Source organism: Marichromatium purpuratum 984, from assembly GCF_000224005.2.
Taxonomy (GTDB): domain Bacteria; phylum Pseudomonadota; class Gammaproteobacteria; order Chromatiales; family Chromatiaceae; genus Marichromatium; species Marichromatium purpuratum.
In genome coordinates this window covers 2,571,016-2,594,223 of record NZ_CP007031.1, presented here as the reverse complement: position 1 = coordinate 2,594,223, position 23,208 = coordinate 2,571,016, and the positions used below count along the sequence as shown (strand labels likewise).

Below are 23,208 nucleotides of genomic sequence, written 5' to 3'. Positions count from 1 at the left end.
ATGATCAAGCGGATAGTGATGAAGATGCCGGTCCTGGCCTTGGTGACGTTGGGCGAGGCGTTCGCCGGACCGGTGGTGACCCAGTGGGAGTATGGCGCTGAGTCACGATTCGTGAATGCTCGATTCTCGGGCTCGACCGGTGAGGTCCGGATCGGTGAGCGCGAGTTGTCCTGGGGAGCTGCCGACTATATCGACTACAGCAGTTGTGGGTTCATGGGGATCAAGTGTTGGTTTCGCAGGCCGCCGACGATCAGTCCCGACTTTCGCCAACCGTCAACCGATCCGGATCGCAACCGCAGCGCCTTGACCATCGGTAATGGCGTGACCGATGACTTGAGCAGCGGCGGTCCGGCCATCGGCTCGGTCTCGACGGTCGTCGACGGCAGCGTCGATGACGCCGCCGAGATCGGCGTCGGCACCAGCCTGACCCACTGGAACAACCGGCTCTCGTCGCGCTACTCGACCCTCGAGTGGGGACGTATCGCGACCAGCCTGACCCTGACGCCAGAGCTGCCCAGCACTGGTCCCAGCATCGATACCCGGACCCTGGACTTCGAACTCTTCTTCAAGGAGACGGCGAACCAGGGGGCGTGCGCCGGCGACAGCACCAACCCCTGTCCGGATCTGTTCGGACTGCTCGCGGTGCAGACCCTGGACATCCCCTTCCTCTACGACGGTAATGCGTATCTGGTGAGCCTGCTGTTGCAGGACGCCAGCGGCGGGGTCGCACCGATGGCCACCCTGCACGAGCAAGAGTGCGCCGCGCTCGGGTTGGGCGCCGGGTGTCAGGGTTTCCGTACCGCCGAGGAACAGGCGACCACCTTCCGGTTCGCCTTCGCGGTCAGCACCGAGGCGCTGTTTCCGCCGGTCGCGACCCCGCCGGTCCAGTCGGTGCCGTTGCCGGCCCCGCTGGGGCTGATTGGCGGTGGGCTGCTTGTCGCGGGGCTGTCGCGCGGGTTGGGTCGTCGCGGCCGATAGGGCCTGGCGAAGACCCGGGTCGGGGAGGACGGGTCCCGACCCGGGTCGCCCTAGAGGTCGACGATCTCGGCGCGATCGCTGCAGGTACGCGCCGTCTCGATCAGGTGGCGCAGGCCGACCCGCTCGGGGTCGAACTCGATCAACAGTAGCCCGGCGCGTCGGTGCTCGACGGTCTCGACGCCGTCGAGCCGGGTCAGCCGCGTGCTGACACGCGTCAGGGTCTCCTCGGACATGGCGACCTGAATCAGCGTCTTGCTCTTCATCGCGTGCTCCATGTTGTCGCAGACATCGATGATGGAGGGCCGATGGGGCCCTGGTGGGGAGGCCTCCCCCGTGGCGGACTGCCTGGTGCGCTCGTCTGGCGTTGCGGTCCTGGCGATTGCTCGAAAACAGACAAGTCTGTCTTTTTAGGGGGCTGTCACGTCCCCTGTCATCCTCCGGCTCAGTCGAGCAGTCGTTGCTCGATGAAGTGCAGCGCCCGGGGGAGTTCTGCGGTGCGTTGTGCTGACTTGTCGAGCAGGGCCGCGCCCTCGAGCAGGCTCAGGATCATCCCGGCGAGTCGTTCCGGGGGCTCGGTCGTCATGATCTCTTGCCGTTGCTGGGCGCCTCGCAGCAGCTCCGCGATCAGTGCGCGTAGACGCTCGAGGGCGGCGCGGACCTCTTGGTGCAGGGGGCCGGGCTCCAGACTCAGCTCGGCGGCGAGGTTGCCGAACAGGCAGCCGCGCGGCCGTCCCTGCGCGTCGGGGCGTGACATCCGTGCGGCCATCGCCGCGAGCAGGGCGAGCAGCGCGTGCCGGGGCTCGCCCTCGGACGCTCGTCCGTCGGCTAGACCGAACTCGCTCAGGGCCTCGTCGAGATCGTGCGCGAGCACGGCGCTGGCGAGCGCCTCCTTGTTGCGAAAGTGGTAGAAGAAGCTGCCCTTGCTGACCTCGGCCGTGGCGATGATGCGATCGATCCCGGTGGTGTGGTAGCCATGGGAATGAAACAGCGCCGTGGCGGTCTCGAGGATACGGGCGCGGGTCTTGAGGGCCTTGGCGCTATGCATAAAACAGACGAGTTGGTTTTTTTGAAATCTAGGACGCGATCACGCTTGCGTCAACCGGGGGCAATCCATTGTTGTGCGGTCTTTTTGGTGCATTCGTGTCCCCCTGACGGGACGGGACGCGTTTGGGCACGATTGACAGCATTCGATGAAGTTGCGCTAAACTGCGCCGCCGTGCAGCGAAATTGATCGCTTCTACGCCGTCCTTTCGGTGACGTCGGTGCCATGTCCCGGTGTGCATCCTTTGCACCCAGACCGCCTTTGGGTATATTGCTGCAAAGCAGCAAGTGCAGCCGAACGATCCTCACCGTTCTGACTCGGTCCACTGAACCGGCCATTCCTGAGGCTAACCAATGCTTCGAAAGATACTGATCGCGAACCGCGGAGAGATTGCGGTGCGTGTCATTCGCGCCTGCGCCGAGATGGGCATCCGCTCGGTGGCAATCTATTCCGAGGCGGACCGTCATTCGCTTCATGTCAAGAAGGCCGACGAGGCCTATAGCCTGGGCAGCGATCCGCTGGCCGGTTATCTCAATGTCCACACCATCGTCAACCTGGCCGTGGCCACCGGCTGCGATGCCATTCATCCCGGCTATGGCTTCCTCTCCGAGAACCCGGAGCTGGCTGCCGCCTGTGCCCGGCGCGGGCTGACCTTCATCGGTCCGAGCGCCGAGGTGATCGCCCGGATGGGCGACAAGACCGAGGCCCGTCAGGCGATGATCCGCGCCGGGGTGCCGGTCACGCCCGGCAGTGATGGCAATCTCGCCAACCTCGACGAGGCGCTGGCCTGCGCCGAGCGCGTCGGCTATCCGGTGATGCTCAAGGCCACCTCGGGTGGCGGCGGTCGCGGCATCCGGCGTTGCGACGACGCCGAGGCGCTGCGCCACAACTACCAGCGGGTGATCTCAGAGGCGACCAAGGCCTTCGGCCGCGCCGAGGTCTTCATGGAGAAGTGCGTGGTCAATCCACGCCATATCGAGGTCCAGGTGCTCGCCGACCATCATGGTCACTGCGTGCATCTGTTCGAGCGCGATTGCTCCATCCAGCGGCGCAATCAGAAGCTGATCGAGATCGCCCCCTCGCCGCAGCTCGACGAGGCCGAACGCCAGTACGTCGGTGGTCTGGCGGTGTTGGCCGCGCGTGCCGTGGGCTATACCAATGCGGGCACGGTCGAGTTCCTCCAGGATCGCGACGGGCGCTTCTACTTCATGGAGATGAACACCCGCATCCAGGTCGAGCACACCATCACCGAGACCATCACCGGCGTCGACCTGGTCGAGGAGCAGATCCGCATCGCCGCCGGGCTGCCGCTGCGCTTCGCCCAGCACGAGATCCAGCGTCGTGGCTTCGCCATCCAGTTCCGCGTCAATGCCGAGGACCCGAAGAACAACTTCCTGCCGAGCTTCGGGCGGATCTCGCGCTATTACGCCCCGGGTGGACCGGGTGTGCGCACCGATGGCGCCATCTATACCGGCTATACCGTCCCGCCCTATTACGACTCGATGCTCGCCAAGGTCATCGTCTGGGCGTTGAGCTGGGACGACGTGATCAATCGTGGTGATCGCGCCCTGCGCGATACCGGGTTGTTCGGGGTCAGGACCACCATCCCCTTCTACCAGGAGATCCTGCGTCATCCCGAATTCCGCGCCGGGCGCTTCAACACCAGTTTCGTCGAATCGCACCCGGAGCTGCTCGAGTACTCGACCAAGCGACGGCGCGAGGACGTCGCCGCGGCACTGGCCGCGGCGATCGCCGCGCACGCCGGGCTCTAGCCGCCGGGGCGCGGGCGCCGCTGCCCGCGCGATGCTTCAATCCTTCACGGTGCCGGGCAAGGCCCGGCCGAGAACGAGACCATGCCGAAGATCAATATCACCGACGTCATCCTGCGCGATGCCCATCAGTCGCTGATCGCCACCCGGATGCGCACCGAGGACATGCTACCGATCTGTCCCAAGCTCGACGCCATCGGGTTCTGGTCGCTCGAGTGCTGGGGCGGGGCGACCTTCGACGCCTGCGTGCGCTTCCTCAAGGAGGACCCCTGGGAGCGGCTGAGCCGGTTGCGCGAGGCGCTGCCCAACACCCGGCTGCAGATGTTGCTGCGCGGTCAGAACCTGCTCGGCTACCGTCACTACTCCGACGACGTGGTGCGTGCCTTCGTCACCCGTGCCGCGGCCAACGGCATGGACGTCTTCCGCATCTTCGACGCGCTCAACGACCTGCGTAACCTCAAGACCGCGATCGAGGCGACCAAGGCCGCCGGCAAGCACGCCCAGGGCACCATCTGCTACACCGTCAGCCCGGCGCACGACACCGCGGGCTTCGTGCGCATGGGGCGCGAACTGGCCGAGATGGGCTGCGACTCGATCGCCATCAAGGACATGGCCGGGCTGCTCACCCCCTTCGCCACCGCCGAGCTGGTCAAGGCGCTCAAGGACAGCGTCGAGCTGCCGCTGCACCTGCACTCGCACGCCACCTCGGGGCTGGCCGACATGTGCCATCTCAAGGCGATCGAGAACGGCTGCGACACCATCGATACCGCCATCTCGGCCTTCGCCGGCGGCACCTCCCACCCGCCGACCGAAAGCCTGGTGGCGGCACTGCGCGGCACCGAGTACGACACCGGGCTGGACCTGGAGGCGATCCAGGAGGTCGGCATCTACTTCCACCAGGTGCGCAAGAAGTACCACCAGTTCGAGAGCGACTTCACCGGGGTCGACACCCGCGTCCAGGTCAACCAGGTGCCGGGCGGGATGATCTCCAACCTCGCCAACCAGCTGCGCGAGCAGAACGCGCTCGATCGCATGGAGGCGGTGCTCGCCGAGATCCCCAAGGTCCGCAAGGATCTCGGCTATCCGCCGCTGGTCACCCCGACCTCGCAGATCGTCGGCACCCAGGCGGTGCTCAACGTGCTCACCGAGAAGCGCTACGAGAGCATCACCAACGAGGTCAAGGGCTATCTCCAGGGACGCTATGGTCAGGCCCCGGCGCCGGTCGACGCCGCGTTGCAGCGCCAGGCGATCGGTAACGCCGAGGCCATCGACTGCCGCCCGGCTGACCTGCTCGAGCCCGAGTTAGCGCGGCTGCAGGGTGAGATCGGCGCGCTCGCCGAGGGTGACGAGGACGTCCTCACCTACGCCATGTTCCCCGAGATCGGTCGCGCCTTCCTCGAGCAGCGCGCCGCCGGCACCCTCCAGCCCGAGCCGCTCGAGCCGCCGCCGAGCGAGACGGCGGCCAACGCCCCGACCGAGTTCAACGTCGCGGTCCACGGCGAGACCTACCACATCAAGGTCACCGGCGCCGGCCACAAGGGGCAGGCCGATCGTCACTTCTACTTCACCATCGACGGTGTGCCCGAGGAGGTGGTGGTCGAGACCCTTGACGAGCTGGTGCTCACCGGCGGTGCTGAGGGTGCGGTGGCGCAGAAGATCGCCGGCAAGCGGCCGCGTCCGAGCGCGCCCGGGCACGTCACCACCTCGATGCCGGGCAACATCGTCGACGTGCTGGTCGCCGAGGGCGACCGGGTCGAGGCCGGTCAGCCGCTGCTGATCACCGAGGCGATGAAGATGGAGACCGAGATCCAGGCGCCGATCGCCGGCACCGTGACCGAGGTCTTCGTCGCCAAGGGCGACTCGGTCAGCCCCGACGAGGTGCTGATCGCGATCGAGGCCTGATCGCGGCGCCGGGCGTCCTCACCAGGGCGCCCGGCCCCGATCGTGAGCCTCGGCGAGTGCCCGTCCGCGCTGCTCGATCACCCCGCGGGCGCCGAACAGTGCGGCGGCGAACAGCAACAGACAGAGCAGGATCGCGCTGTGCAGCCCGAGCAGCCCCTGCACCAGCCCGATGGCGAGCAGCCCGAAGGCCCCGGCGAGCTTGGTCGCCAACCCCCAGAAGCCGAACAGCTCGGCCGCGCGCGAGCGTGGCGCGAACAGCCCCACCAGGGTGCGGGTCGAGGACTGACAGGCGCCGAGACTCAGGCCCGCCACACAACCGACCACCAGGAAGACGTGCTGCGCCTCCCAGTCGAGTCCGAAGCGGGTCTGCGCCTGGCTGGCGATCTCCGGGGTGAGATAGATCAGCGCGATCGCTGCCAGCCACATCCACAGGGTGATGCGATAGGTGCGCAGCGCCCCCAGCCGATCCTGCACGAAGCCGAAGCCCAGCGCCCCGAGCGCGGCGGTGATCTGCACCAGCACGAACATCAGGGTGCGTACCTCGCCGTCCCAGCCGATCACCTGGGCGCCGTAGATGAAGGCGTAGGTGATGATGATCGAGATCCCGCTCATCGAAAAGAACACCGAGACCAGCAGCAGCGCCAGATCGGGGTGCCCGCGCAGGTGGGCGAGGGTCTGCGCCACCCGACCCAGACCGAGCCGCAACGCGCCCTGGCCGGGCGGGCGCGGTCGCGGCCGCGCGCGCTCGCGTACCCAGAGGAAGGTCGGGATGGCGGCGAGCAGGAAGAACACCGCCGCCCAGGGGCCGACCCAGCGGATGCGCTTGAAGTTCTCGGCGCTGACCTCGCCGAGCACCAGCAGCACGAAGATCGCCGAGCACATGCCGCCGATGTAGCCGAGCGCCCAACCGAACCCCGAGATCTTGCCGAGGTCCTCGGGCGGGCCCAGCCCGGGCAGGAAGCTCGCGATGAAGGACTCGCCGAGCGAGTAGGCGAGGTTGGAGACGATCAGCAGCACCACCCCCAGCCAAGCGAGCCCCGGGGCGACGAAATAGAGCGCCGCGGTGGCGAGCACGGTGACCACATAGCTGGCGAAGAGGAAGCGTTTCTTGCTCGCGTCATAATCCATGATCGCCCCGGCCACCGGGGCGCAGACCACCGCCAGCAGATAGCTCGCCGCCAGCGCCAGGCTCCACAGCAGATTGCCGATGCGGTAGTCCGGCGCGTCCCCGACGATCACCCGGGTGAACAGATCACCGAACACCACTGTGATGATCAGCAGCGTATAGGACTGATTGGCGAAGTCGAACATCGCCCAGCCGAACAGCTCGCGCGCGGGGGCGCGTTGGCGGGGGGCGGTCGGTGTGGTGGTCGTTGCGGTCATCGTCGGCCCAATCCTCGGTCTCGGTCGGGGGATTGAACCGTAAAGGCGGGGAGAAAGCGAACGTCGCTAGCCGTCAGCCGTCAGCCGCCAGTCGCCAGTCGCCAGTCGCCAGTCGCCAGTCGCCAGTCGCCAGCGGATTGAACCGCAATGGCGCGAAGGGCGCGAAGGGGGTTGTCGAGTAGGGGGCACTCGATGTGTTCGCTGGGGCGGCATCCAGTCTTCGGCTTGTGGCTCAGGCGGGTTGCTGTCTGGTTGCGGCTCGGGTCGGGTTCTCGCCGAACGTCAAAAAGCCGAGCGCTCGAGACCTCTTTGTGTGCTTTGCGGCTTCGTGGTTCAAATCGGCCTTCAGCCGCCAAGAGATTGAACCGCGAAGTCACGAAGGGCGCGAAGGGAGTTGTCGAGTAGGGGAGTGCGCGGCGTGTCCGCCGGGGGCGGCATCCAGTCTTCGGCTTGTGGCTCAGGCGGGTTGCTGTCTGGTCGCGGTTCGGGTCGGGTCTTCGCCGAACGTCAAAAGGTCGAGCGCTCAAGACCTCTTTGTGTGCTTTGCGGCTTCGTGGTTCGAATCGGTCTCCCGCCGCCTTCGTTGAGGGCTGGCGTCCACTGGCGGCTGGGAGCTGAAGGCTGGCAGCTCCCAGTCGCTGCTCCGTTCTGGTGCGTCATGCACCGTCAATGATATTTTTGGGTTCTGGCGTATTTGCCTATAATCCTCGTGGACATGGCCACGCGTCGTGACGCGAGCGGTCGACAACAGGGGGAGGACGATGGCAAGCACCGAGACCTTCTACGAGGTGATGCGCCGGCAGGGGATCAGCCGCCGCAGTTTCCTCAAATACTGCAGTCTGACCGCCGCCGCGCTCGGTCTGGCGCCGAGTTATGCCGGGCGCATCGCCGAGGCGATGGAGACCAAGCCGCGTACCCCGGTGCTGTGGCTGCACGGGCTGGAATGCACCTGCTGCACCGAGTCGTTCATCCGCTCGGCCCATCCGCTGGTGCAGGACGTGGTGTTGTCGATGATCTCGCTCGATTACGACGACACCCTGATGGCCGCCGCCGGGCATCAGGCCGAGGCGATCCTGGAGGAGATCCGCGAGCGTTATCGCGGCAACTACATCCTCGCCGTCGAGGGCAATCCGCCGCTGGCCCAGGACGGGATGAGCTGTATCATCGCCGGTCGGCCCTTCCTTGATCAGCTCGAGGAGGTCGCTGCCGACTGCAAGGCGGTGATCGCCTGGGGCTCCTGCGCCTCCTGGGGCTGTGTCCAGGCCGCCCGTCCCAATCCCACCCGCGCCACCCCGGTGCACGAGGTGATCCGCGACAAGCCGGTGATCAAGGTGCCCGGCTGTCCGCCGATCGCCGAGGTGATGACCGGGGTGATCACCTACATGCTCGCCTTCGACCGGCTGCCGCCGCTCGACCGGCAGGGCCGGCCGCTGATGTTCTACGGTCAGCGCATCCACGACAAGTGCTACCGCCGTCCGCACTTCGATGCCGGTCAGTTCGTCGAGTCGTGGGACGACGAGGGCGCGCGCAAGGGCTACTGCCTCTACAAGATGGGTTGCAAGGGCCCGACCACCTACAACGCCTGTTCCACGGTGCGCTGGAACGACGGCGTGTCCTTCCCGATCCAGTCCGGTCACGGCTGCATCGGCTGTTCCGAACGCGACTTCTGGGACAAGGACAGCTTCTACGATCACGTCACCGATACCCATGTGTTCGGCATCGAGGCCAACGCCGACCGGGTCGGCATCGCCGCCGCCGGCACCGTGGGCGCGGCGATCGGGGCGCATGCGGTGGCCAGCGCGCTGCACCGGACCAAACAGCGCGATCAAGCGCAGCACGAGGAGCGTGAAGAATGACGGTGAAGACAGCCAACGGTTTCAGCCTCGACGACTCGGGTCGGCGCGTGGTGGTCGATCCGGTCACCCGCATCGAGGGGCACATGCGCTGTGAGGTCAACCTCGACGACGACAACGTGATCCGCAACGCCGTCTCCACCGGCACCATGTGGCGCGGGCTGGAGGTGATCCTGCGCGGGCGCGATCCGCGCGACGCCTGGGCCTTCACCGAGCGGATCTGCGGCGTCTGTACCGGGACCCACGCGCTGACCTCGGTGCGCGCGGTGGAGGACGCGCTCGGCATCGCCATCCCCGAGAACGCCAACTCGATCCGCAACATCATGCAGTTGACGCTGCAGGTGCACGATCACCTGGTGCACTTCTATCACCTGCACGCCCTCGACTGGGTCGACGTGGTCTCGGCGCTCGACGCCGATCCGCGCGAGACCTCGCGCCTGGCGCAGTCGATCTCGGCCTGGCCGCTGTCCTCGCCGGGCTATTTCCGCGACGTGCAGAACCGGGTCAAGCGCTTCGTCGAGTCCGGTCAGCTCGGTCCCTTCATGAACGGCTACTGGGGCAATCCGGCCTACAAGCTGCCGCCCGAGGCCAACCTGCTGGCGCTCACCCATTATCTCGAGGCGCTCGACTTCCAGAAGGAGATCGTCAAGATCCACACCGTCTACGGGGGCAAGAACCCGCACCCCAACTGGCTGGTCGGTGGCGTGCCCTGCGCGATCAACGTCGACGGGACCGGTGCGGTGGGTGCGGTCAACATGGAGCGGCTGAACCTGATCTCCTCGATCATCGACCGCACCATCGAGTTCATCGACCAGGTCTATGTCCCCGATCTGATCGCCATCGCCGGCTTCTACAAGGACTGGACCTATGGCGGCGGGCTGAGCAGCCAGGCGGTGCTCTCCTACGGCGACATCCCCGAGCACGCCAACGACGACTCGGCGGAGAACCAGCTGCTGCCGCGCGGGGCGATCATCAACGGTCGGCTCGACGAGATCCACGACGTCGACCTGCGCGACCCCGAGGAGATCCAGGAGTTCGTCGACCACGCCTGGTTCAGCTATCCCGACGAGTCGCGCGGACTCCACCCCTGGGACGGCATCACCGAGCCCGACTTCACCCTCGGTCCCAACACCAAGGGGACGCGTACCCGCATCGAGCAGATCGACGAGCGCGCCAAGTACAGCTGGATCAAGGCCCCGCGCTGGCGCGGGCACGCCATGGAGGTCGGGCCGCTGGCGCGCTGGACCATCGGCTACGCCAAGGGCATCGCCGAGTTCAAGGAGCCGGTCGACAAGCTGCTGACCGATCTCGGGCTGCCGTTCGATGCGCTGTTCTCGACCCTGGGGCGGACTGCCGCGCGCGGCCTCGAGGCCTCCTGGGCGGCGCACAAGCTGCGCCACTTCCAGAACAAGCTGATGGCCGCGATCGCCGCCGGCGACACCACCACCGCCAACGTCGAGCGCTGGGAGCCCTCGACCTGGCCGAAGCGCGCCAAGGGCGTGGGTACCAGCGAGGCGCCGCGCGGCGCGCTGGGTCACTGGGTGGTGATCGAGGCGGGCAAGATCGAGAACTATCAGGCGGTGGTGCCGACCACCTGGAACGGCTCGCCACGCGATCCTGCCGGCAACATCGGCGCCTTCGAGGCGGCGCTGCTCAACACCCCGGTGGCGCGCGCCGACGAGCCGTTGGAGATCCTGCGCACCCTGCACAGCTTCGATCCCTGTCTGGCCTGCTCGACCCATGTCATGGGGCCCGGCGGCGAGGAGCTGACCCGGGTCAAGGTCCGTTGAGGACCTGTGTCCGACGACACCCCAGACAACGCGGAGGTTGCAGCCATGTTGCAAGACGTCCCAACGGTCAAGCAGACGGCGGTCTATGTCTATCAGGCCCCGGTGCGGGTGTGGCACTGGGTCAACGCGCTCTCGATCCTGGTGCTCGCCATCACCGGCTATCTGATCGGCGCGCCGCCGCCGACCCTCTCGGGGGAGGCGAGCGATCACTACCTGATGGGCAACATTCGCTTCCTGCACTTCGCCGCGGCCTATGTGTTCGCCGTCGGCTTCCTGTTCAGGATCTACTGGGCGCTGGTCGGCAATACCTACTCGCGCCAGCTCTTCACCCTGCCGTTCTGGCGCCGGCGCTTCTGGCGCGAGCTGGTGCACGAGCTGCGCTGGTACGCCTTCCTCGAGCGCGAGCCGTGCAAGTACATCGGCCACAACCCGCTGGCGCACCTGTTCATGGTCGCCATCATCACCGTCGGCGGGCTGGTGATGATCGTCACCGGCTTCGCCCTCTATGCCGAGCAGACCGGTCTCGGCTCCTGGCAGGACGAGCTGTTCGGCTGGGTCATCCCCTGGGTCGGGCAGAGCCAGGACGTGCGCATGTGGCACCACTGGGGGATGTGGGTGATCGTGGTGTTCGTGATGCTCCACGTCTATACCGCCATCCGCGAGGACATCATGTCGCGCCAGAGCCTGATCAGCACCATGATCAGCGGCTGGCGGATGTTCAAGGACGATCGACCGTGAGCGCCGCCTCCGATTCTCCGCGCACCCTGCTGCTCGGCATCGGCAATCTGCTGTGGGCCGACGAGGGCTTTGGCGTGCGGGTGGTCGAGCACCTCGCCCGGCACTACCGGTTCGGCCCCGAGGTGCGGGTGCTCGATGGTGGCACCCAGGGGATCTATCTGGTCGATCAGGTGCGCTGGGCCGAGCTGCTGGTGATCTTCGATGCGGTCGACTACGGGCTGGCGCCGGGCACGCTCGAGCTGGTCGAGGGCGAGGCGGTGCCGCGCTTTCTCGGCGCGCGCAAGATGAGCCTGCACCAGACCGGGTTCCAGGAGGTGCTGGCGCTTGCCGCGCTGCTCGGCGACCTGCCCGAGCGGATGCTGCTCGTCGGGGTCCAGCCTGCTGAACTCGAGGACTTCGGCGGCAGTCTCACCCCTGGGGTGCGGGCGATGATCGAGCCGGCGGTGGCCGCCGCGCGCGACTGGCTCGCGCCCCATGGGGTCGCTTGGACGGCGCTGACACAGCCCTCGGAGCCGAGCGCGCTCGCCGACCTGCCGCATGGCGCGCTGGCGTTGGGGCGCTACGAGCAGGAACGTCCGAGCGTCGAGCAGGCCTGTCGGATCGGCGATGCGCGGGTGCTCGAACGGCTGCGAGAGGGCTGAGTCATGTGCATTGGCGTGCCGATGGAGGTGATCGAGAGCGGTCCGTGCTGGGCCTGGTGCGTCGATGGCGAACAGCGGCGTCGGGTCGACATGCGTCTGGTCGGCGAACAGCCGCCGGGGACCTGGGTGCTGGTCTTTCTCGACAGTGCCCGCGAGCTGATGGATCCTGGCGAGGCGCAGCGGGTGCGTGACGCGCTGCTGGCCGTGGAGCTGGCGCTTGCCGGCGAGTCGGTCGATCATCTGTTCGCCGACCTGATCGGGCGCGAACCGCAGCTGCCCGAGCACTTGCGCGCCAAGGACTGAGCCCCCGGAGACCCTGATGCAACCGACCATCCCCCCGGTCCTGCCGGGGACAGACCGTCAGAGCGACGAGACCGATCCCGCCACTCCGATCGGTGCGCCCATGTCGGCGCCGATGCAGACTTATGCGCCGCCTGTCTCGATCGACTCGCCTGGTGGTATCGCTGAGCGGGAGGGGGTGCGCTGTCTCGACGCGCTGCGCGCGCTGCTCGATCGCCCCGTGCCCCAGTGTCTGACGCTCGATTTCTCCAGTTCGAGCGCGCGCGAGCTGGTCGCCCAGGCGCTCGGACGGGGCGAGGTCGAGGTGGTCTGTGCCCATCGGCCCGAGTTCAGTGTCCGCGAGACCCGATTGACCGGAGTCTGGTGGGTCGTCGATGAGCGGGGCGAGCGGTTGGAGGTGGCGTCGATCCCGGTCTGCGTGTCACGGATCGCCGCCGCGGTGGCCGCTGAACGGCTGCGTGAGGTCGATGACTGGGGGGCGGCGCTGGGCGCGCGTGCGGTCTGTGCCGAGTTGGGCGCGGCGCACGATGGTTGGTGTCGGGGGGATGCCCCACGGGTGATCAATCTCAGCCTCTCGCCGCGTGGACCGGCCGATCCGCCGATGCTCGAGCAGGTGCTCGGTCGTGGCCCGGTGGCGATCCTGTCGCGTGGTTACGGCAGCTGCCGGATCGAGTCGACGCGGCTGCGCCACTGCTGGTGGGTCGCCCATTTCAACCCCGAGGGTCGAGCGGTCCTCGAGACCCTGGAGCTTGCCGAGGTGCCGAGCGCCGCGCTGGCAACCGCCGAGGACATTGCCGACGCCGCGCCGCGTCTGGACGAGATCCTTGCCGTCTTGCGCTGAGCCGGAAGATTAGCCGTGGCTGGCCAGTCGTGAGGCGCAGGCGCGGATACGCTCACGCCCCAGGGTCTCCTCGGGCAGTCCCTGCGCGAAACCACGGATGAAGCCGTAGAGATCGCTCACCGAGTGCTCGAAGCGCAACTCCATCTGGTGTAGCGGCGCCCATTCATGTCCGGGCAGTAGTTGGCGCGCCTGATCGATCACCCGCGCGCGCAGGGTCAGCTCGCTGCTCATCTCGGTGCCGGCGATCGACAGGCGGATGCTCTGGTCCTCGCGGTAGGCCGCGGTGGTGGTCACCATCAGCCCGCCGGCGGCGATCTGGCGCAGCACGTCGCAGATGTCGTCGGGGTCGTTGTAGACCAGCTCGAGACGTTCGCTCAGGGGAAGCGCCGCCTGCGGTCCGGCGAGCTGCGCGAGCATGATCTCGAGTCGCTGCTCGCTCAGCGGCGGGACGCGGAAGAAGCGGGTGGCGACGATCAAGCGACCGTCGTCGAGCGCCTCGCGGCGGATGATCTCGGCGTCGGCGCAGAAGCTCGAGTCCTGCTGCCAGGGGAAGAACAGCCGCAGGGTGTCGCTGTCGGTCTCGAGCGCGCGCTCGGTGACGAAGCGCGCCCCGCCCCAGGAGAGGTCCTGGTTGATCGCCCTGAGCGGCGTGGGGTGGTCCTCGAGCAGCACATCGATTGGCATCTGGATCGGGATCCGCCGTTGGGTGCGCTTCTCCGGTTGGCGAAGTCGTCGTGTCTGCATGCCTGTCTCTCCCAGTGTCGTTGATCGTCGCGATGCCTGTTTCCGTACGCGGCTGTCAACTGCGCGGGATTCCTGTCCCGGGTGCGCTGCAAGGCCTTTCCAGATACCGTCGGGGTGACGGCTGGGTCGGCTGAAGGAGGGACGAACCGGCCAGTGCCGGAAGGCTATTCGTCCGAGATCGAGACATCCTCGCCAGCGGCGAGCAGGGCTGCGGTCTTGGCGTCGATATAGTCGAAGGGATCGGCGTAGTCTTGATAGTGACCTGCGCCGACATACTCAAGCATGCCGATGAAATGGTAACGATAGAGCATGTTTTCGATCCTCGCCTGTTCCTCGCCCTGGTCGAAAAGCACCAGGGTGGGGCGGTAGAGGATGTCGAGGTCGCGGGCCAGCGTGCGTGCACTGGTGGCTGTGCCGTCGGGGGCGACGATTGCGGTCTCGGCGCTGGCATCGAGCCGCACCAGGGTGAAATCGGCGAGTGCCTCGCGCACTGCGGGGTCGGCGAGATGACCATCATGAAGTGCATCGCAGGCAAGACAGGCGTCGTCCTCGAAAAGGACCGCCAGTGCTCCCTCGACCGTTGAAAGATCCTCGATCTCGCGGATCTGCGGGTGTGTGCGCAGCTGGTAGCGACCCTGCTCGCGGTGGTTGCGCAGATAATCGGCCAGTGACTGCTCGGCGTAGGCGCGCGTGTCGACATAGTCGAGGATGCGCTTGAGGTCCTCGGGGTTGCGATAGCCGCCGATCTTTGCCACCGGGGTGTTGGTGGCGTCGAGGAAGATCAGCGTGGGGGTCGTCTCGACTTGATAGAACTCGGCCAGTGCCTTCTCCGGCAGGCGGGTATCCGGGGTGATGGCGACCTCGCGATCACCCTTGACGTTGAGCGCGATGATGTCGAAATGTGTGCGGATGAAGTCGCGATGCGGGCCGTGCTTGAAGTTCTCCTCGACCATCTTGTAGCAATAGGGACAGCCGTTCATCTCCATGAACAGGATCAGGTGGCGCCCGGCGGCGCTGGCCTCGTCGACATCCTCGGCGATCTCGAGGAAGCTCTCCTTGAACCACGTCGGGTGTTCGCTGGTCTTGGCGCCGAGCAATCGGCCCGCTGGGTCCTCGGCCTGCACCAGGGGGGGGCAGAGCAGCACGGTCAGCGTGGCGAGCAGGGCGGTGGTGCGGGGGCGTTTGCCGGTGGTTCGCATCGCCTATCTCCCTGAATCGTTTGCGATAGGTCGATGCTAACCGCACTTGGCGGGGATGTGCCAGCACTGCCTTGCGCCGGTGCCCGTGTTCAGATCAACGGGCCGACAGCGGTACCCACGAGCAGCACTGCAGAGGCGGCGACGGTGATCAACACATTGTCGTCGATCGGGCCGAACTCGTAGCGCTCGACCACGGTCGCCACCACCGCCGAGATCAGCCCCCACACCGGGATCGCCGGGGTGGCCAGCGCGCCGATGTACCAGCCCATCGGCGCGCTCACCGCGAGCATCGCGATGTTGCCCACCGGACTCTTGGAGCGACGTCGGATCAGCGCGTTGCGCACCACCCCGGTGACGCCGTCGCCGAAGGCCATGTAGAGCGAGGGCAGGATCGCCAGCCAGGGGTTGTCGAGCAGCCACCACAGCAGCGACACCGACAGCGACCACATCAGCGCGAACTTGACGTCGTTGCGGTTCTCGGTGATCTGGAACCAGTACAGCCGCCAGCCGCTGACATGGGCGACGAACACCGCCAAGGTGAGCAACAGACCGCTGACCAGCGGGAACCAGGGATCGGTGAACACCAGCGGTACCATCAGCGAACCGACACCGCCGGCGAGCATGTGGACGATCTTGCGGGTGTAGTAGACGGCGCGAATCGGCTCCATGCCGCGTGCCACCATCCAGGCGTAGGGCAGTCGGGTGGCGATGAGCACGGCGAGGATGTAGAGACCGAGGGCGCAGGCCCAGAGCAGTTGGGTCGAGAAGGACATACGGATCAGCATCCCCCTGGATGACGGTGAGACGAGCGATGGCCCGGTCGCTGGTGCGGTGGGCGAAAAACGTTATATTGTATCTTTTCGTGTCTCCGAATCCATGTCCGCGAGGTCCATCCCCATGTCCCTGATCACGCGCCTGCTGTGTCCGGTGCTGCTGGCGGCATCGCTGCCGGTGGTGGCCGCCGAGCCCGAACCGCTCGAGGTCTTCGTCAGTCTCGCCCCGCAGCAGACTTTCGTCGAGGCCATCGGCGGCGATCGCGTCGAGGTGCATGCCCTGGTCGCACCGGGCGAGAGCCCGCACCTGTTCGAGCCGCGCCCGCGTCAGATCGCCGCGCTGGCCGAGGCCGATCTTTTCGTGCGCATCGGCGCGCCCTTCGAGGAAGGCTGGTTGGCACGGTTACGCGCGGCCAACCCCGAGCTGCCGATCCTCGACGCCCGCCAGGACATCGCGTTGCGCCAGCTCGCGACCGATCAGGACGTGCACCACGATCATGACCATGGACACGATCACCATGACGGCGAGATCGACAGCCATATCTGGACCAGTCCGCCCCTGGTGCGGGTGATGGCCGGGCACCTGCGCGATGCCCTCGGCGCGCTCGACCCGGCACACGCCGAGCAATTCGCCGCCAATCACGACCGCTTCGTTGCCGAACTCGATGCCCTCGATACCGAACTCCACGCGTCTCTCGATGGGCTCACGCACCGTCGCTTCATGGTCTATCACCCCGCTTGGGGCTATTTCGCCGCGACCTATGGACTCGAGCAGGTTGCCATCGAACGCGCTGGCAAGGAGCCCGGAGCGCGGGCGCTGGCGGCGCTCATCGAGCAGGCACGCCATGAGAACGTCCGTTTGATCCTGGTGCAACCGCAGCTCGATCCGCGCGCCGCCGAGCGCGTCGCCGAGGCCATCGGTGGTCGGGTCGAGGTGGTCGATCCGCTCTCACCCGAGTACTTTGCCACCCTGCGTCGTCTCGCCACCCTGCTCGTCGCCGGGGAGGATCGATGAGTGCGACTCCGGCGATCGCGGTGCGCGATCTCAGCTTCGCCTACGATGGCGCGCTGATCCTCGAGCGGGTCGATCTCACCGTGCTTGCCGGCGAGTTCATCGGGCTGGTCGGACCCAATGCCGGAGGCAAGAGCACCCTGCTCCGGCTGATCCTCGGTCTGCTCAGCCCGCAGCGCGGCCAGATCCATGTCTTCGGTGAGTCGCCACAGCGTGCCGCGCGCCACATCGGCTATGTCCCCCAGTTCCCCGGCTTCCCGCGCGATTTCCCGATCGCCGTCGAGCAGGTGGTCGCCATGGGCCGGTTGGGGCAGGGGTCCTGGTGGGGCTGGACCCGTCGCGCCGATCGCGCCGCGGCGCGCCGCGCGCTCGCCGCAGTCGGCGCCGAGGGGCTGGCCGAGCGGCGCGTCGGCGCGCTCTCCGGCGGCCAGCTGCAACGCGTGCTGCTCGCCCGCGCGCTGGTCACCGAGCCGCGCCTGCTGATCCTCGACGAGCCCACCGCCAATGTCGACCAACGCGCCGAGGGCGACATCTTCGACCTGCTCGCCGGGCTCGACCCGCAGCCGACCATCCTCGTCGTCTCGCACGACATCGCCTTCATCTCGGCCTATGTCCACCGGGTCGCCTGTCTCAACCGCACGCTCACCTGCCACCCCACCGACGCGCTCGACGGCGAGCTGGTGCAGCACCTCTACGGTACGCGGCTGCGCGCCGTCGCTCACGACTTGCCGGGACCCTGTCCGGGCGCACATCGACATCACACATGAACGCATTCCTCGACGCACTGATCCACTACGACTTCCTCCAGGGCGCGCTGCTCGCCGGCTTGCTCGCCAGCATCGGTTGCGGCGTGGTCGGCACCCTGGTGGTGGTCAAGCGTATCGCCTTCATGGCCGGGGGCATCGCCCACTCGGTGCTCGGCGGCATGGGCGCGGCGCTGTATTTCGGTCTCGACCCGCTGCTCGGCGCGTTGTTCGCGGCGATCGTCTCGGCGCTGCTGATCGGCGGCGTGCGCCTGGCCTGGGCGGCGCAGGAGGACACCCTGATCGGCGCGCTCTGGGCCATCGGCATGGCCGTCGGCATCCTCTTCATCGCCAAGACCCCGGGCTACGCCACCGATCTGATCAGCCTGCTGTTCGGTAATATCCTGCTGGTGCCCGAGCGCGCGCTCTGGTTCATGGGGGCGCTCGATCTGGTGCTGCTGGTGGTCGTCGGGCTGTGTTATCGCCAGTTCGTCGCCGTGATCTTCGACGAGGAGTTCGCCCGCCTGCGTGGCGTGCCGGTGGCCTTCTTCTATCTGCTGCTGTTGTGTCTGGTAGCGGTGACCGTGGTGCTGCTGATCCAGGTCGTCGGGTTGATCCTGGTGATCGCGCTGCTCACCTTGCCGGCGGCGATCGCCGGGCATTATCTGCACTCGCTCGGCGCCATGATGGTCGTCGCGACCCTGCTCGGCATGGCCTTCACCAGCGGCGGGCTGGCGCTCTCCTACGGTCCCGACCTGCCCGCCGGGCCGACCATGATCCTGCTCGCCGGTGCCGCCTACGTGCTCTCGGCGCTGGTCGCGCGGCTGCTGGCGCGTCATCGTGCCGCGCGACGGGCGAGGGCGGGCGGATGAGCGCCGAGAGGCGGCTCGAGCGGGCGATGCGGCTGTGCACCGGGCGCGGTGTCCGGCTCACCCCGCAGCGCGCCCGGGTGCTGCGCATTCTGATCGAGGCCGAACGCCCGCTCGGCGCCTACGAGATCCTTGCCGAGATGGCCGAGGGGCAGCGCGTCCTGGCGCCACCGACCGTCTACCGCGCGCTGGAATTCCTGCTCGCCCAGGGCCTCGTCCACCGCCTCGAGACCCTCAACGCCTTCATCGACTGTCGTCATCCCGAGCGCCCGCACCCGGCACAGTTCCTCATCTGCAGCGAGTGCGGCCGGGTCGTCGAGATCGACGACGAGGCGATCGCCGCGCGTCTGCTCGATGCCGCCACGCAGAGCGGCTTCGCACCGAGCCGCAAGGTGGTCGAGGTGATCGGGGTGTGCGAGGGGTGTCGGTGAGCGCGCGAGGCACGCATGCGCCGGCGTTAGCCGCCGTGACGTGCCGTATCGATGTCGAGCACTGTTGCTCCGACGCTTCTTCCTTGACCGACGGGACCCTCGACGATGGATGATGAAGATCTGCAACTTCTGATCGACTTGCACAAGGACGCCGCGAGGCAGGGACCGGGGAGCGACGCGGAGACTGCGCGCGCGCTCGATCTCGCGCGGATCGACCGTGCCGCGCCCCTGCGGGTCGCCGACATCGGCTGCGGTACCGGCGCCTCGACCCTGGCGCTCGCGCGTCTGTTGCCGACGGCCGAGATCACTGCCGTGGATGTCCTCCCGAGCTTTGTCGAGGTGCTCGGCGCGCGTCTGGCGCGCGCCGGGGTGGCGGACAGGGTGACCGCGTTGTGTCGCTCGATGGACGACCTGCCGTTCGCCGACGAGGAATACGACCTCCTCTGGTCCGAGGGCGCGATCTACAACATGGGCTTTGCGCGCGGGGTCGAGCAGTGGCGCCGTTACCTGAGGCCCGGCGGTGTCCTTGCCGTCTCCGAGATCACCTGGACGACGGCCTCGCGTCCGCCCGAGGTGCAGACGCACTGGGAGGCCGAGTACCCCGAAATCGACACCGCCGCGGCCAAGCTCGCCGTGCTCGAGCGTCACGGCTATGCCCCGATCGGCTATTTCGTGCTGCCCGAATCGTGCTGGGAGGCGCATTACTATCGACCGCTGCGAGATCGTTTCGCGGCCTTCCTGGCGCGCCATGCCGGGAGTGAGCGGGCCCGCGCGATCGTGGCCGCCGAGGAGACGGAGATGGCGCTCTATGCACAATACGGGGACTGCTACGGCTACGGCTTCTATCTCGCCAGGAGGCGGTAGGTGAGCCGGGCTCGACCGCGGCGTCGAGGGGCGAGCGAGCCGTGATGGCGGTCTGGCCGGTGTAGGTGGGTGCACCGCGCAGTCGGTGCGTGGCCTTTGATGGTGTCGATCGGTTAGGGTGACGGGTCAGGTCTCAGCGCAACTGAATCTGTCCCCTTTCGGGGGAGGGAGCCCTCATGCACGAGTCGATTCTTTCGGCCCTACTGATCCTGGCCGGGTTCATCATCCTGCTCGGTGGCGGCGAGCTGTTGGTGCGTGCCGCCTCGGCGCTGGCCCAGGCGATGCGGATCAGCCCGCTGGTGGTGGGGCTGACCGTGGTCTCCTTCGCCACCAGCGCGCCCGAGTTGGCGGTGACGCTGCAGTCGGCCTGGGCGGGCGCGGCGGATCTGGCCGTCGGCAACGTGGTCGGCAGCAACATCGCCAACGTCCTGCTGGTGCTGGGTGCAGCGGCCCTGACCGCGCCACTGGTGGTGCATCGTCGCGCGGTGCGGATCGATTTGCCACTGGTGCTGGCCGCCTCGGTCGCGCTCTGGTTGCTCGCGCTTGACGGCGGAGTGGGGCGCTTCGATGGTGGGTTGTTGTTCGCCGCGTTGCTGGTCTATCTGGTGTGGTCGATCCGCCAGGGGCGTGGCGAGGGTGTCGGGACCGATACGGCGGCGGTGTCACGTTCGCCGCGAGCGCTGCTCGGCCAGTTCGCGCTGCTTGCCCTGGGGTTGCTGCTGCTGGCCATCGGTGCCCGCCTGCTGGTGATGGGGGCGGTCGATATCGCCCGGGTACTGGGTGTCGACGAACTGGTGATCGGGTTGACGGTGGTTGCCATCGGCACCTCGCTGCCGGAGGTGGCGACCTCGGTGATCGCCTGTCTGCGCGGCCATCGCGATCTCGCCGTGGGCAATGTGCTCGGCAGTAATCTGTTCAATATCCTTGCGGTGCTCGGGCTCGGCGCCCTGGCCGCGCCGGAGGCCATCGCCATCTCGCGCGAGACCCTGTTGATCGATCTGCCGATCATGATCGCCGTCGTGCTGCTCTGTGTGCCGCTGTTTCGTGGTGGGATCGCGATCGGGCGATGGGTCGGCGCCCTGTTCATCATCGCCTTCGCACTCTATCTCGCGCATGTGACGCTACGCGCCACCGAGGCATCGCTGCTGCCTGTTTTCGAGCTGGTGGTGCTGACCCTGTCGTTGCCGTTGCTGCTGTTGTCGGGCATGGTGTGGCGTCGCCGCGCGGATCGTTGAGGATTTACGCCCCGGGGTGGCGCGGGTGTGTTCCGCGCCGACGCCCCCACATGGAGCCATGGACCCAACAACCCGAGGACGGCGCGCGACGCCAACCAGCCGGAGACCCCAAGCAGTGGCAAAGCATCCCCTGACCCGTATCGAGATCAGCAAGGAATATCTGAATTTCAGCGCCGGACACTTCACCATCTTCTCGTCCGTCGCGCGTGAGAACCTTCATGGACACAACTTTCGGGTCCGCTGCGCCGTGACCGCCGGGATCGGCGCCGATGGCATGACCTTCGACTACGTGGTGCTCAAGCGCGTGCTGCGCGAGCTGTGCGACGCCCTCGACGAGCGCATGCTGTTGCCGGAGCTGTCGCCGTACCTGCGCATCGAGCGCGGCGACGGCATGGTGTTCGCGTGCTTCGATCGCGAGCGCATCCCCTTTCTCGAACGCGACGTGCTGCTGTTGCCGTTGCGCAACGTGACCATCGAGGAACTCGCCGAGCTGCTGCTCGCGCGGCTGCGTGATCGTCCCGAGCTGATCGGCGCCGACGTGCGCGGTATCGAGCTGGGGGTCTCGTCGGGGCTCGGGCAGTGGGCCTATTCAACCTGGGAGTCAGAATGAATCGATTGATCGTCACCGGCGCCAGCTCGGGGATCGGACGCGCCATCGCCACGCGCTTCCTGGTCGATGGCTGGAGCGTGCTCAACCTGTCGCGCCGTCCTTGTCCGGACGTGGGTGTCGACAATCTCGCCTGTGATCTGGCCGTGCCCGGCGCGCTGGAGCAATGTGCCGGGGCGCTGCAGGAGGCGGTCGCCGGCGCCGAGCGGGTATGTCTGGTGCACAACGCCTCGGTGATGCACGCCGATCGTGCCGATGCGCTCGAGGCCGAGCACCTGCGCGCAGTGCTCGAACTCAACCTGGTGGCCGCCGCGACCCTCAACCGCCTGCTGCTGGGACGGATGGGCGCCGGCTCGAGCGTGATCTATATCGGCTCGACCCTGGCCGAGAAGGCGGTGCCGGGGGTGGCGAGCTATGTCATCGCCAAGCACGCGCTCGCCGGGATGATGCGCGCAACCTGTCAGGATCTGGCCGGGCACGGCGTCCATACCTGTATGATCTGCCCCGGCTTCACCGATACCGAGCAGTTGCGCGGGGTGATCGACGGCAATGCCGAGACCCTGGCGGCGCTTACCGGTCTGAGCGCCTTCGACCGGCTGATCGAGCCCGAGGAGATCGCCGAGACCGTGGCCTTCGCCGCCGGCGCGCCGGTGCTCAACGGCGCGCTGATTCACGCCAACCTCGGACAGCGCGAGCGATGAGTGCACCGACGCCACGGGTGGTCTGTGTCAGCGGCGGCACCTCGGGGATCGGCGCGGCATTGGTCGGGCGCTTTCTCGAACTCGGTGCGCGGGTCTACACCTTTGGGCGGGATCCTGCGCGCCTGGCGCGGCTGCGCGCGGCGTACCCCGAGGCCGTCGTCGGCGAGCGCTTGCTCGCGCTCACCGGAGACGCCACCGACGCGGCCTTCCGCTCGCGGCTGGTCGAGGAGATCAGGACGCGTGACGGGCGTCTCGACGTACTGATCAACAACGCCGGGGTGATCCTCGACGTCGGCACCCTGGAGGCCGAACTCGAACAATGGCGCGCGACCCTCGAGGTCAATCTGGTCGCTCCCTTCGCGTTGACCCAATGTGCCGCGCCCTTGCTCGAGCACAGCGCCGCGCCGGTGGTCATCAACCTCTCCTCGGCCTGCGCCGGGCACCCTTTCGCCAGCTGCACCTCGACCAGCTACTCGGTCAGCAAGGCCGGACTCGACATGCTCACCCAGCGTCTCGCGCTCGCCCTCGGCGAACGCGGCATCCGCGTCAACGGCGTGGCGCCGGGGGTGGTCGATTCGGAGATGTGGGGCGAGGCGCGCGCGCTGATGGCCGAGACGGTGGCGCGGCGTCATGTGCTCGGCGGCGAGGTGGTGCGCCCCGAGGACGTGGCCGACGCGGTGGAGTTCCTCGCCTCGGCGCGGGCGCGCCTGATCACCGGTGCGACCCTCAAGGTCGACGCCGGCTATACCCTCGGGTGAGGGTGGCGGGCGCGGTGCGCGCCCGCCGGACTGAA

The 23,208-nt window shown here is 67.4% G+C and carries 24 protein-coding genes; 18 read left to right on the top strand and 6 right to left on the bottom strand.

The features are described 5' to 3' along the window. Positions 1 to 978, top strand: coding sequence for a THxN family PEP-CTERM protein (locus MARPU_RS11300; protein WP_005223639.1), 978 nt, complete (start codon positions 1 to 3; stop codon positions 976 to 978). A gap of 50 nt (positions 979 to 1,028) precedes the next feature. Here MARPU_RS11300 and MARPU_RS11295 read toward each other — a convergent pair whose 3' ends face one another. Together MARPU_RS11295 and MARPU_RS16765 are read right to left on the bottom strand one after the other, a co-directional pair. Beyond that, complete coding sequence (locus MARPU_RS11295; RefSeq protein WP_005223640.1) at positions 1,029 to 1,241, bottom strand: hypothetical protein; 213 nt, start codon at positions 1,239 to 1,241, stop codon at positions 1,029 to 1,031. Between the two features lie 179 nt (positions 1,242 to 1,420). Beyond that, a complete protein-coding gene (locus MARPU_RS16765; RefSeq protein ID WP_005223641.1) occupies positions 1,421 to 2,023 on the bottom strand; it encodes a TetR/AcrR family transcriptional regulator in 603 nt (200 codons plus the stop codon). A gap of 350 nt (positions 2,024 to 2,373) precedes the next feature. Here MARPU_RS16765 and MARPU_RS11285 point away from each other — a divergent pair, with 350 nt between their 5' ends. Next, entirely contained in the window at positions 2,374 to 3,792 is a 1,419-nt protein-coding gene (locus MARPU_RS11285) for an acetyl-CoA carboxylase biotin carboxylase subunit (protein ID WP_005223642.1), read from the top strand. 81 nt (positions 3,793 to 3,873) lie between these two features. After that, positions 3,874 to 5,691, top strand: a complete 1,818-nt coding sequence (oadA, locus tag MARPU_RS11280; RefSeq protein ID WP_005223643.1) for a sodium-extruding oxaloacetate decarboxylase subunit alpha — start codon at positions 3,874 to 3,876, stop codon at positions 5,689 to 5,691. Between the two features lie 18 nt (positions 5,692 to 5,709). Here the strand turns inward: oadA and MARPU_RS11275 are convergent, their stop codons facing one another. Beyond that, the gene (locus MARPU_RS11275; protein WP_005223644.1) at positions 5,710 to 7,074 is read right to left on the bottom strand and encodes an MFS transporter; all 1,365 of its coding nucleotides are present in this window, start codon (positions 7,072 to 7,074) and stop codon (positions 5,710 to 5,712) included. 761 nt (positions 7,075 to 7,835) lie between these two features. On the opposite strand from MARPU_RS11275, the gene MARPU_RS11270 reads away from it, so the two are divergent. Genes MARPU_RS11270 through MARPU_RS11245 form a run of 6 tightly spaced genes read left to right on the top strand, consistent with a single transcriptional unit; the run spans position 7,836 to position 13,237 of the window. Beyond that, positions 7,836 to 8,930 carry a hydrogenase small subunit gene (locus MARPU_RS11270; protein WP_005223645.1) on the top strand — a complete coding sequence of 365 codons (1,095 nt, stop codon included), beginning with the start codon at positions 7,836 to 7,838 and terminating at the stop codon, positions 8,928 to 8,930. Next, positions 8,927 to 10,717: a nickel-dependent hydrogenase large subunit gene (locus MARPU_RS11265; RefSeq protein WP_005223646.1), complete on the top strand. Its 1,791-nt coding sequence runs from the start codon at positions 8,927 to 8,929 to the stop codon at positions 10,715 to 10,717. The genes MARPU_RS11270 and MARPU_RS11265 overlap by 4 nt, the downstream gene beginning before the upstream one ends. 45 nt (positions 10,718 to 10,762) lie before the next feature. Next, complete coding sequence (gene cybH, locus MARPU_RS11260; protein ID WP_005223647.1) at positions 10,763 to 11,455, top strand: Ni/Fe-hydrogenase, b-type cytochrome subunit; 693 nt, start codon at positions 10,763 to 10,765, stop codon at positions 11,453 to 11,455. Next, the gene (locus MARPU_RS11255; protein WP_005223648.1) at positions 11,452 to 12,096 is read left to right on the top strand and encodes a HyaD/HybD family hydrogenase maturation endopeptidase; all 645 of its coding nucleotides are present in this window, start codon (positions 11,452 to 11,454) and stop codon (positions 12,094 to 12,096) included. The genes cybH and MARPU_RS11255 overlap by 4 nt, the downstream gene beginning before the upstream one ends. A gap of 3 nt (positions 12,097 to 12,099) precedes the next feature. Next, positions 12,100 to 12,399, top strand: a complete 300-nt coding sequence (locus MARPU_RS11250; protein WP_005223649.1) for a HypC/HybG/HupF family hydrogenase formation chaperone — start codon at positions 12,100 to 12,102, stop codon at positions 12,397 to 12,399. A 16-nt stretch (positions 12,400 to 12,415) separates the two neighbouring features. Continuing rightward, positions 12,416 to 13,237 carry a hydrogenase expression/formation protein gene (locus tag MARPU_RS11245; RefSeq protein WP_005223650.1) on the top strand — a complete coding sequence of 274 codons (822 nt, stop codon included), beginning with the start codon at positions 12,416 to 12,418 and terminating at the stop codon, positions 13,235 to 13,237. Between the two features lie 9 nt (positions 13,238 to 13,246). Here MARPU_RS11245 and MARPU_RS11240 read toward each other — a convergent pair whose 3' ends face one another. The 3 genes from MARPU_RS11240 to MARPU_RS11230 form a co-directional block, all read right to left on the bottom strand. Continuing rightward, positions 13,247 to 13,981: a PilZ domain-containing protein gene (locus MARPU_RS11240; RefSeq protein ID WP_005223651.1), complete on the bottom strand. Its 735-nt coding sequence runs from the start codon at positions 13,979 to 13,981 to the stop codon at positions 13,247 to 13,249. 164 nt (positions 13,982 to 14,145) lie between these two features. Next, positions 14,146 to 15,180, bottom strand: a complete 1,035-nt coding sequence (locus MARPU_RS11235; RefSeq protein WP_005223652.1) for a thioredoxin family protein — start codon at positions 15,178 to 15,180, stop codon at positions 14,146 to 14,148. 89 nt (positions 15,181 to 15,269) lie between these two features. Then, positions 15,270 to 15,953: a hypothetical protein gene (locus tag MARPU_RS11230; RefSeq protein ID WP_005223653.1), complete on the bottom strand. Its 684-nt coding sequence runs from the start codon at positions 15,951 to 15,953 to the stop codon at positions 15,270 to 15,272. A 124-nt stretch (positions 15,954 to 16,077) separates the two neighbouring features. Between MARPU_RS11230 and MARPU_RS11225 the strand changes: the two genes are divergently transcribed. The 9 genes from MARPU_RS11225 to MARPU_RS11185 all read left to right on the top strand — a co-directional run bounded on the left by MARPU_RS11225 (position 16,078) and on the right by MARPU_RS11185 (position 23,173). Continuing rightward, positions 16,078 to 16,968 (top strand): metal ABC transporter solute-binding protein, Zn/Mn family, encoded by an 891-nt coding sequence (locus MARPU_RS11225; RefSeq protein WP_005223654.1) that lies wholly within the window; start codon positions 16,078 to 16,080, stop codon positions 16,966 to 16,968. Then, a complete protein-coding gene (locus tag MARPU_RS11220; RefSeq protein ID WP_005223655.1) occupies positions 16,965 to 17,732 on the top strand; it encodes a metal ABC transporter ATP-binding protein in 768 nt (255 codons plus the stop codon). The genes MARPU_RS11225 and MARPU_RS11220 overlap by 4 nt, the downstream gene beginning before the upstream one ends. Continuing rightward, positions 17,729 to 18,580: a metal ABC transporter permease gene (locus tag MARPU_RS11215; RefSeq protein ID WP_005223656.1), complete on the top strand. Its 852-nt coding sequence runs from the start codon at positions 17,729 to 17,731 to the stop codon at positions 18,578 to 18,580. The genes MARPU_RS11220 and MARPU_RS11215 overlap by 4 nt, the downstream gene beginning before the upstream one ends. After that, positions 18,577 to 19,008, top strand: coding sequence for a Fur family transcriptional regulator (locus tag MARPU_RS11210; protein ID WP_005223657.1), 432 nt, complete (start codon positions 18,577 to 18,579; stop codon positions 19,006 to 19,008). The genes MARPU_RS11215 and MARPU_RS11210 overlap by 4 nt, the downstream gene beginning before the upstream one ends. A 105-nt stretch (positions 19,009 to 19,113) precedes the next feature. Beyond that, positions 19,114 to 19,872 carry a class I SAM-dependent methyltransferase gene (locus MARPU_RS11205; RefSeq protein WP_005223658.1) on the top strand — a complete coding sequence of 253 codons (759 nt, stop codon included), beginning with the start codon at positions 19,114 to 19,116 and terminating at the stop codon, positions 19,870 to 19,872. 176 nt (positions 19,873 to 20,048) lie between these two features. After that, positions 20,049 to 21,107, top strand: coding sequence for a calcium/sodium antiporter (locus MARPU_RS11200; RefSeq protein WP_005223659.1), 1,059 nt, complete (start codon positions 20,049 to 20,051; stop codon positions 21,105 to 21,107). A gap of 115 nt (positions 21,108 to 21,222) precedes the next feature. Further along, positions 21,223 to 21,717, top strand: coding sequence for a 6-pyruvoyl trahydropterin synthase family protein (locus tag MARPU_RS11195; RefSeq protein WP_005223660.1), 495 nt, complete (start codon positions 21,223 to 21,225; stop codon positions 21,715 to 21,717). Continuing rightward, on the top strand, positions 21,714 to 22,415 hold the full coding sequence (locus tag MARPU_RS11190) for an SDR family NAD(P)-dependent oxidoreductase (RefSeq protein ID WP_005223661.1): 702 nt from the start codon (positions 21,714 to 21,716) through the stop codon (positions 22,413 to 22,415). Before MARPU_RS11195 ends, MARPU_RS11190 begins: the two co-directional genes overlap by 4 nt. Continuing rightward, entirely contained in the window at positions 22,412 to 23,173 is a 762-nt protein-coding gene (locus tag MARPU_RS11185; protein ID WP_005223662.1) for an SDR family NAD(P)-dependent oxidoreductase, read from the top strand. The genes MARPU_RS11190 and MARPU_RS11185 overlap by 4 nt, the downstream gene beginning before the upstream one ends. Positions 23,174 to 23,208: the final 35 nt, after the last annotated feature.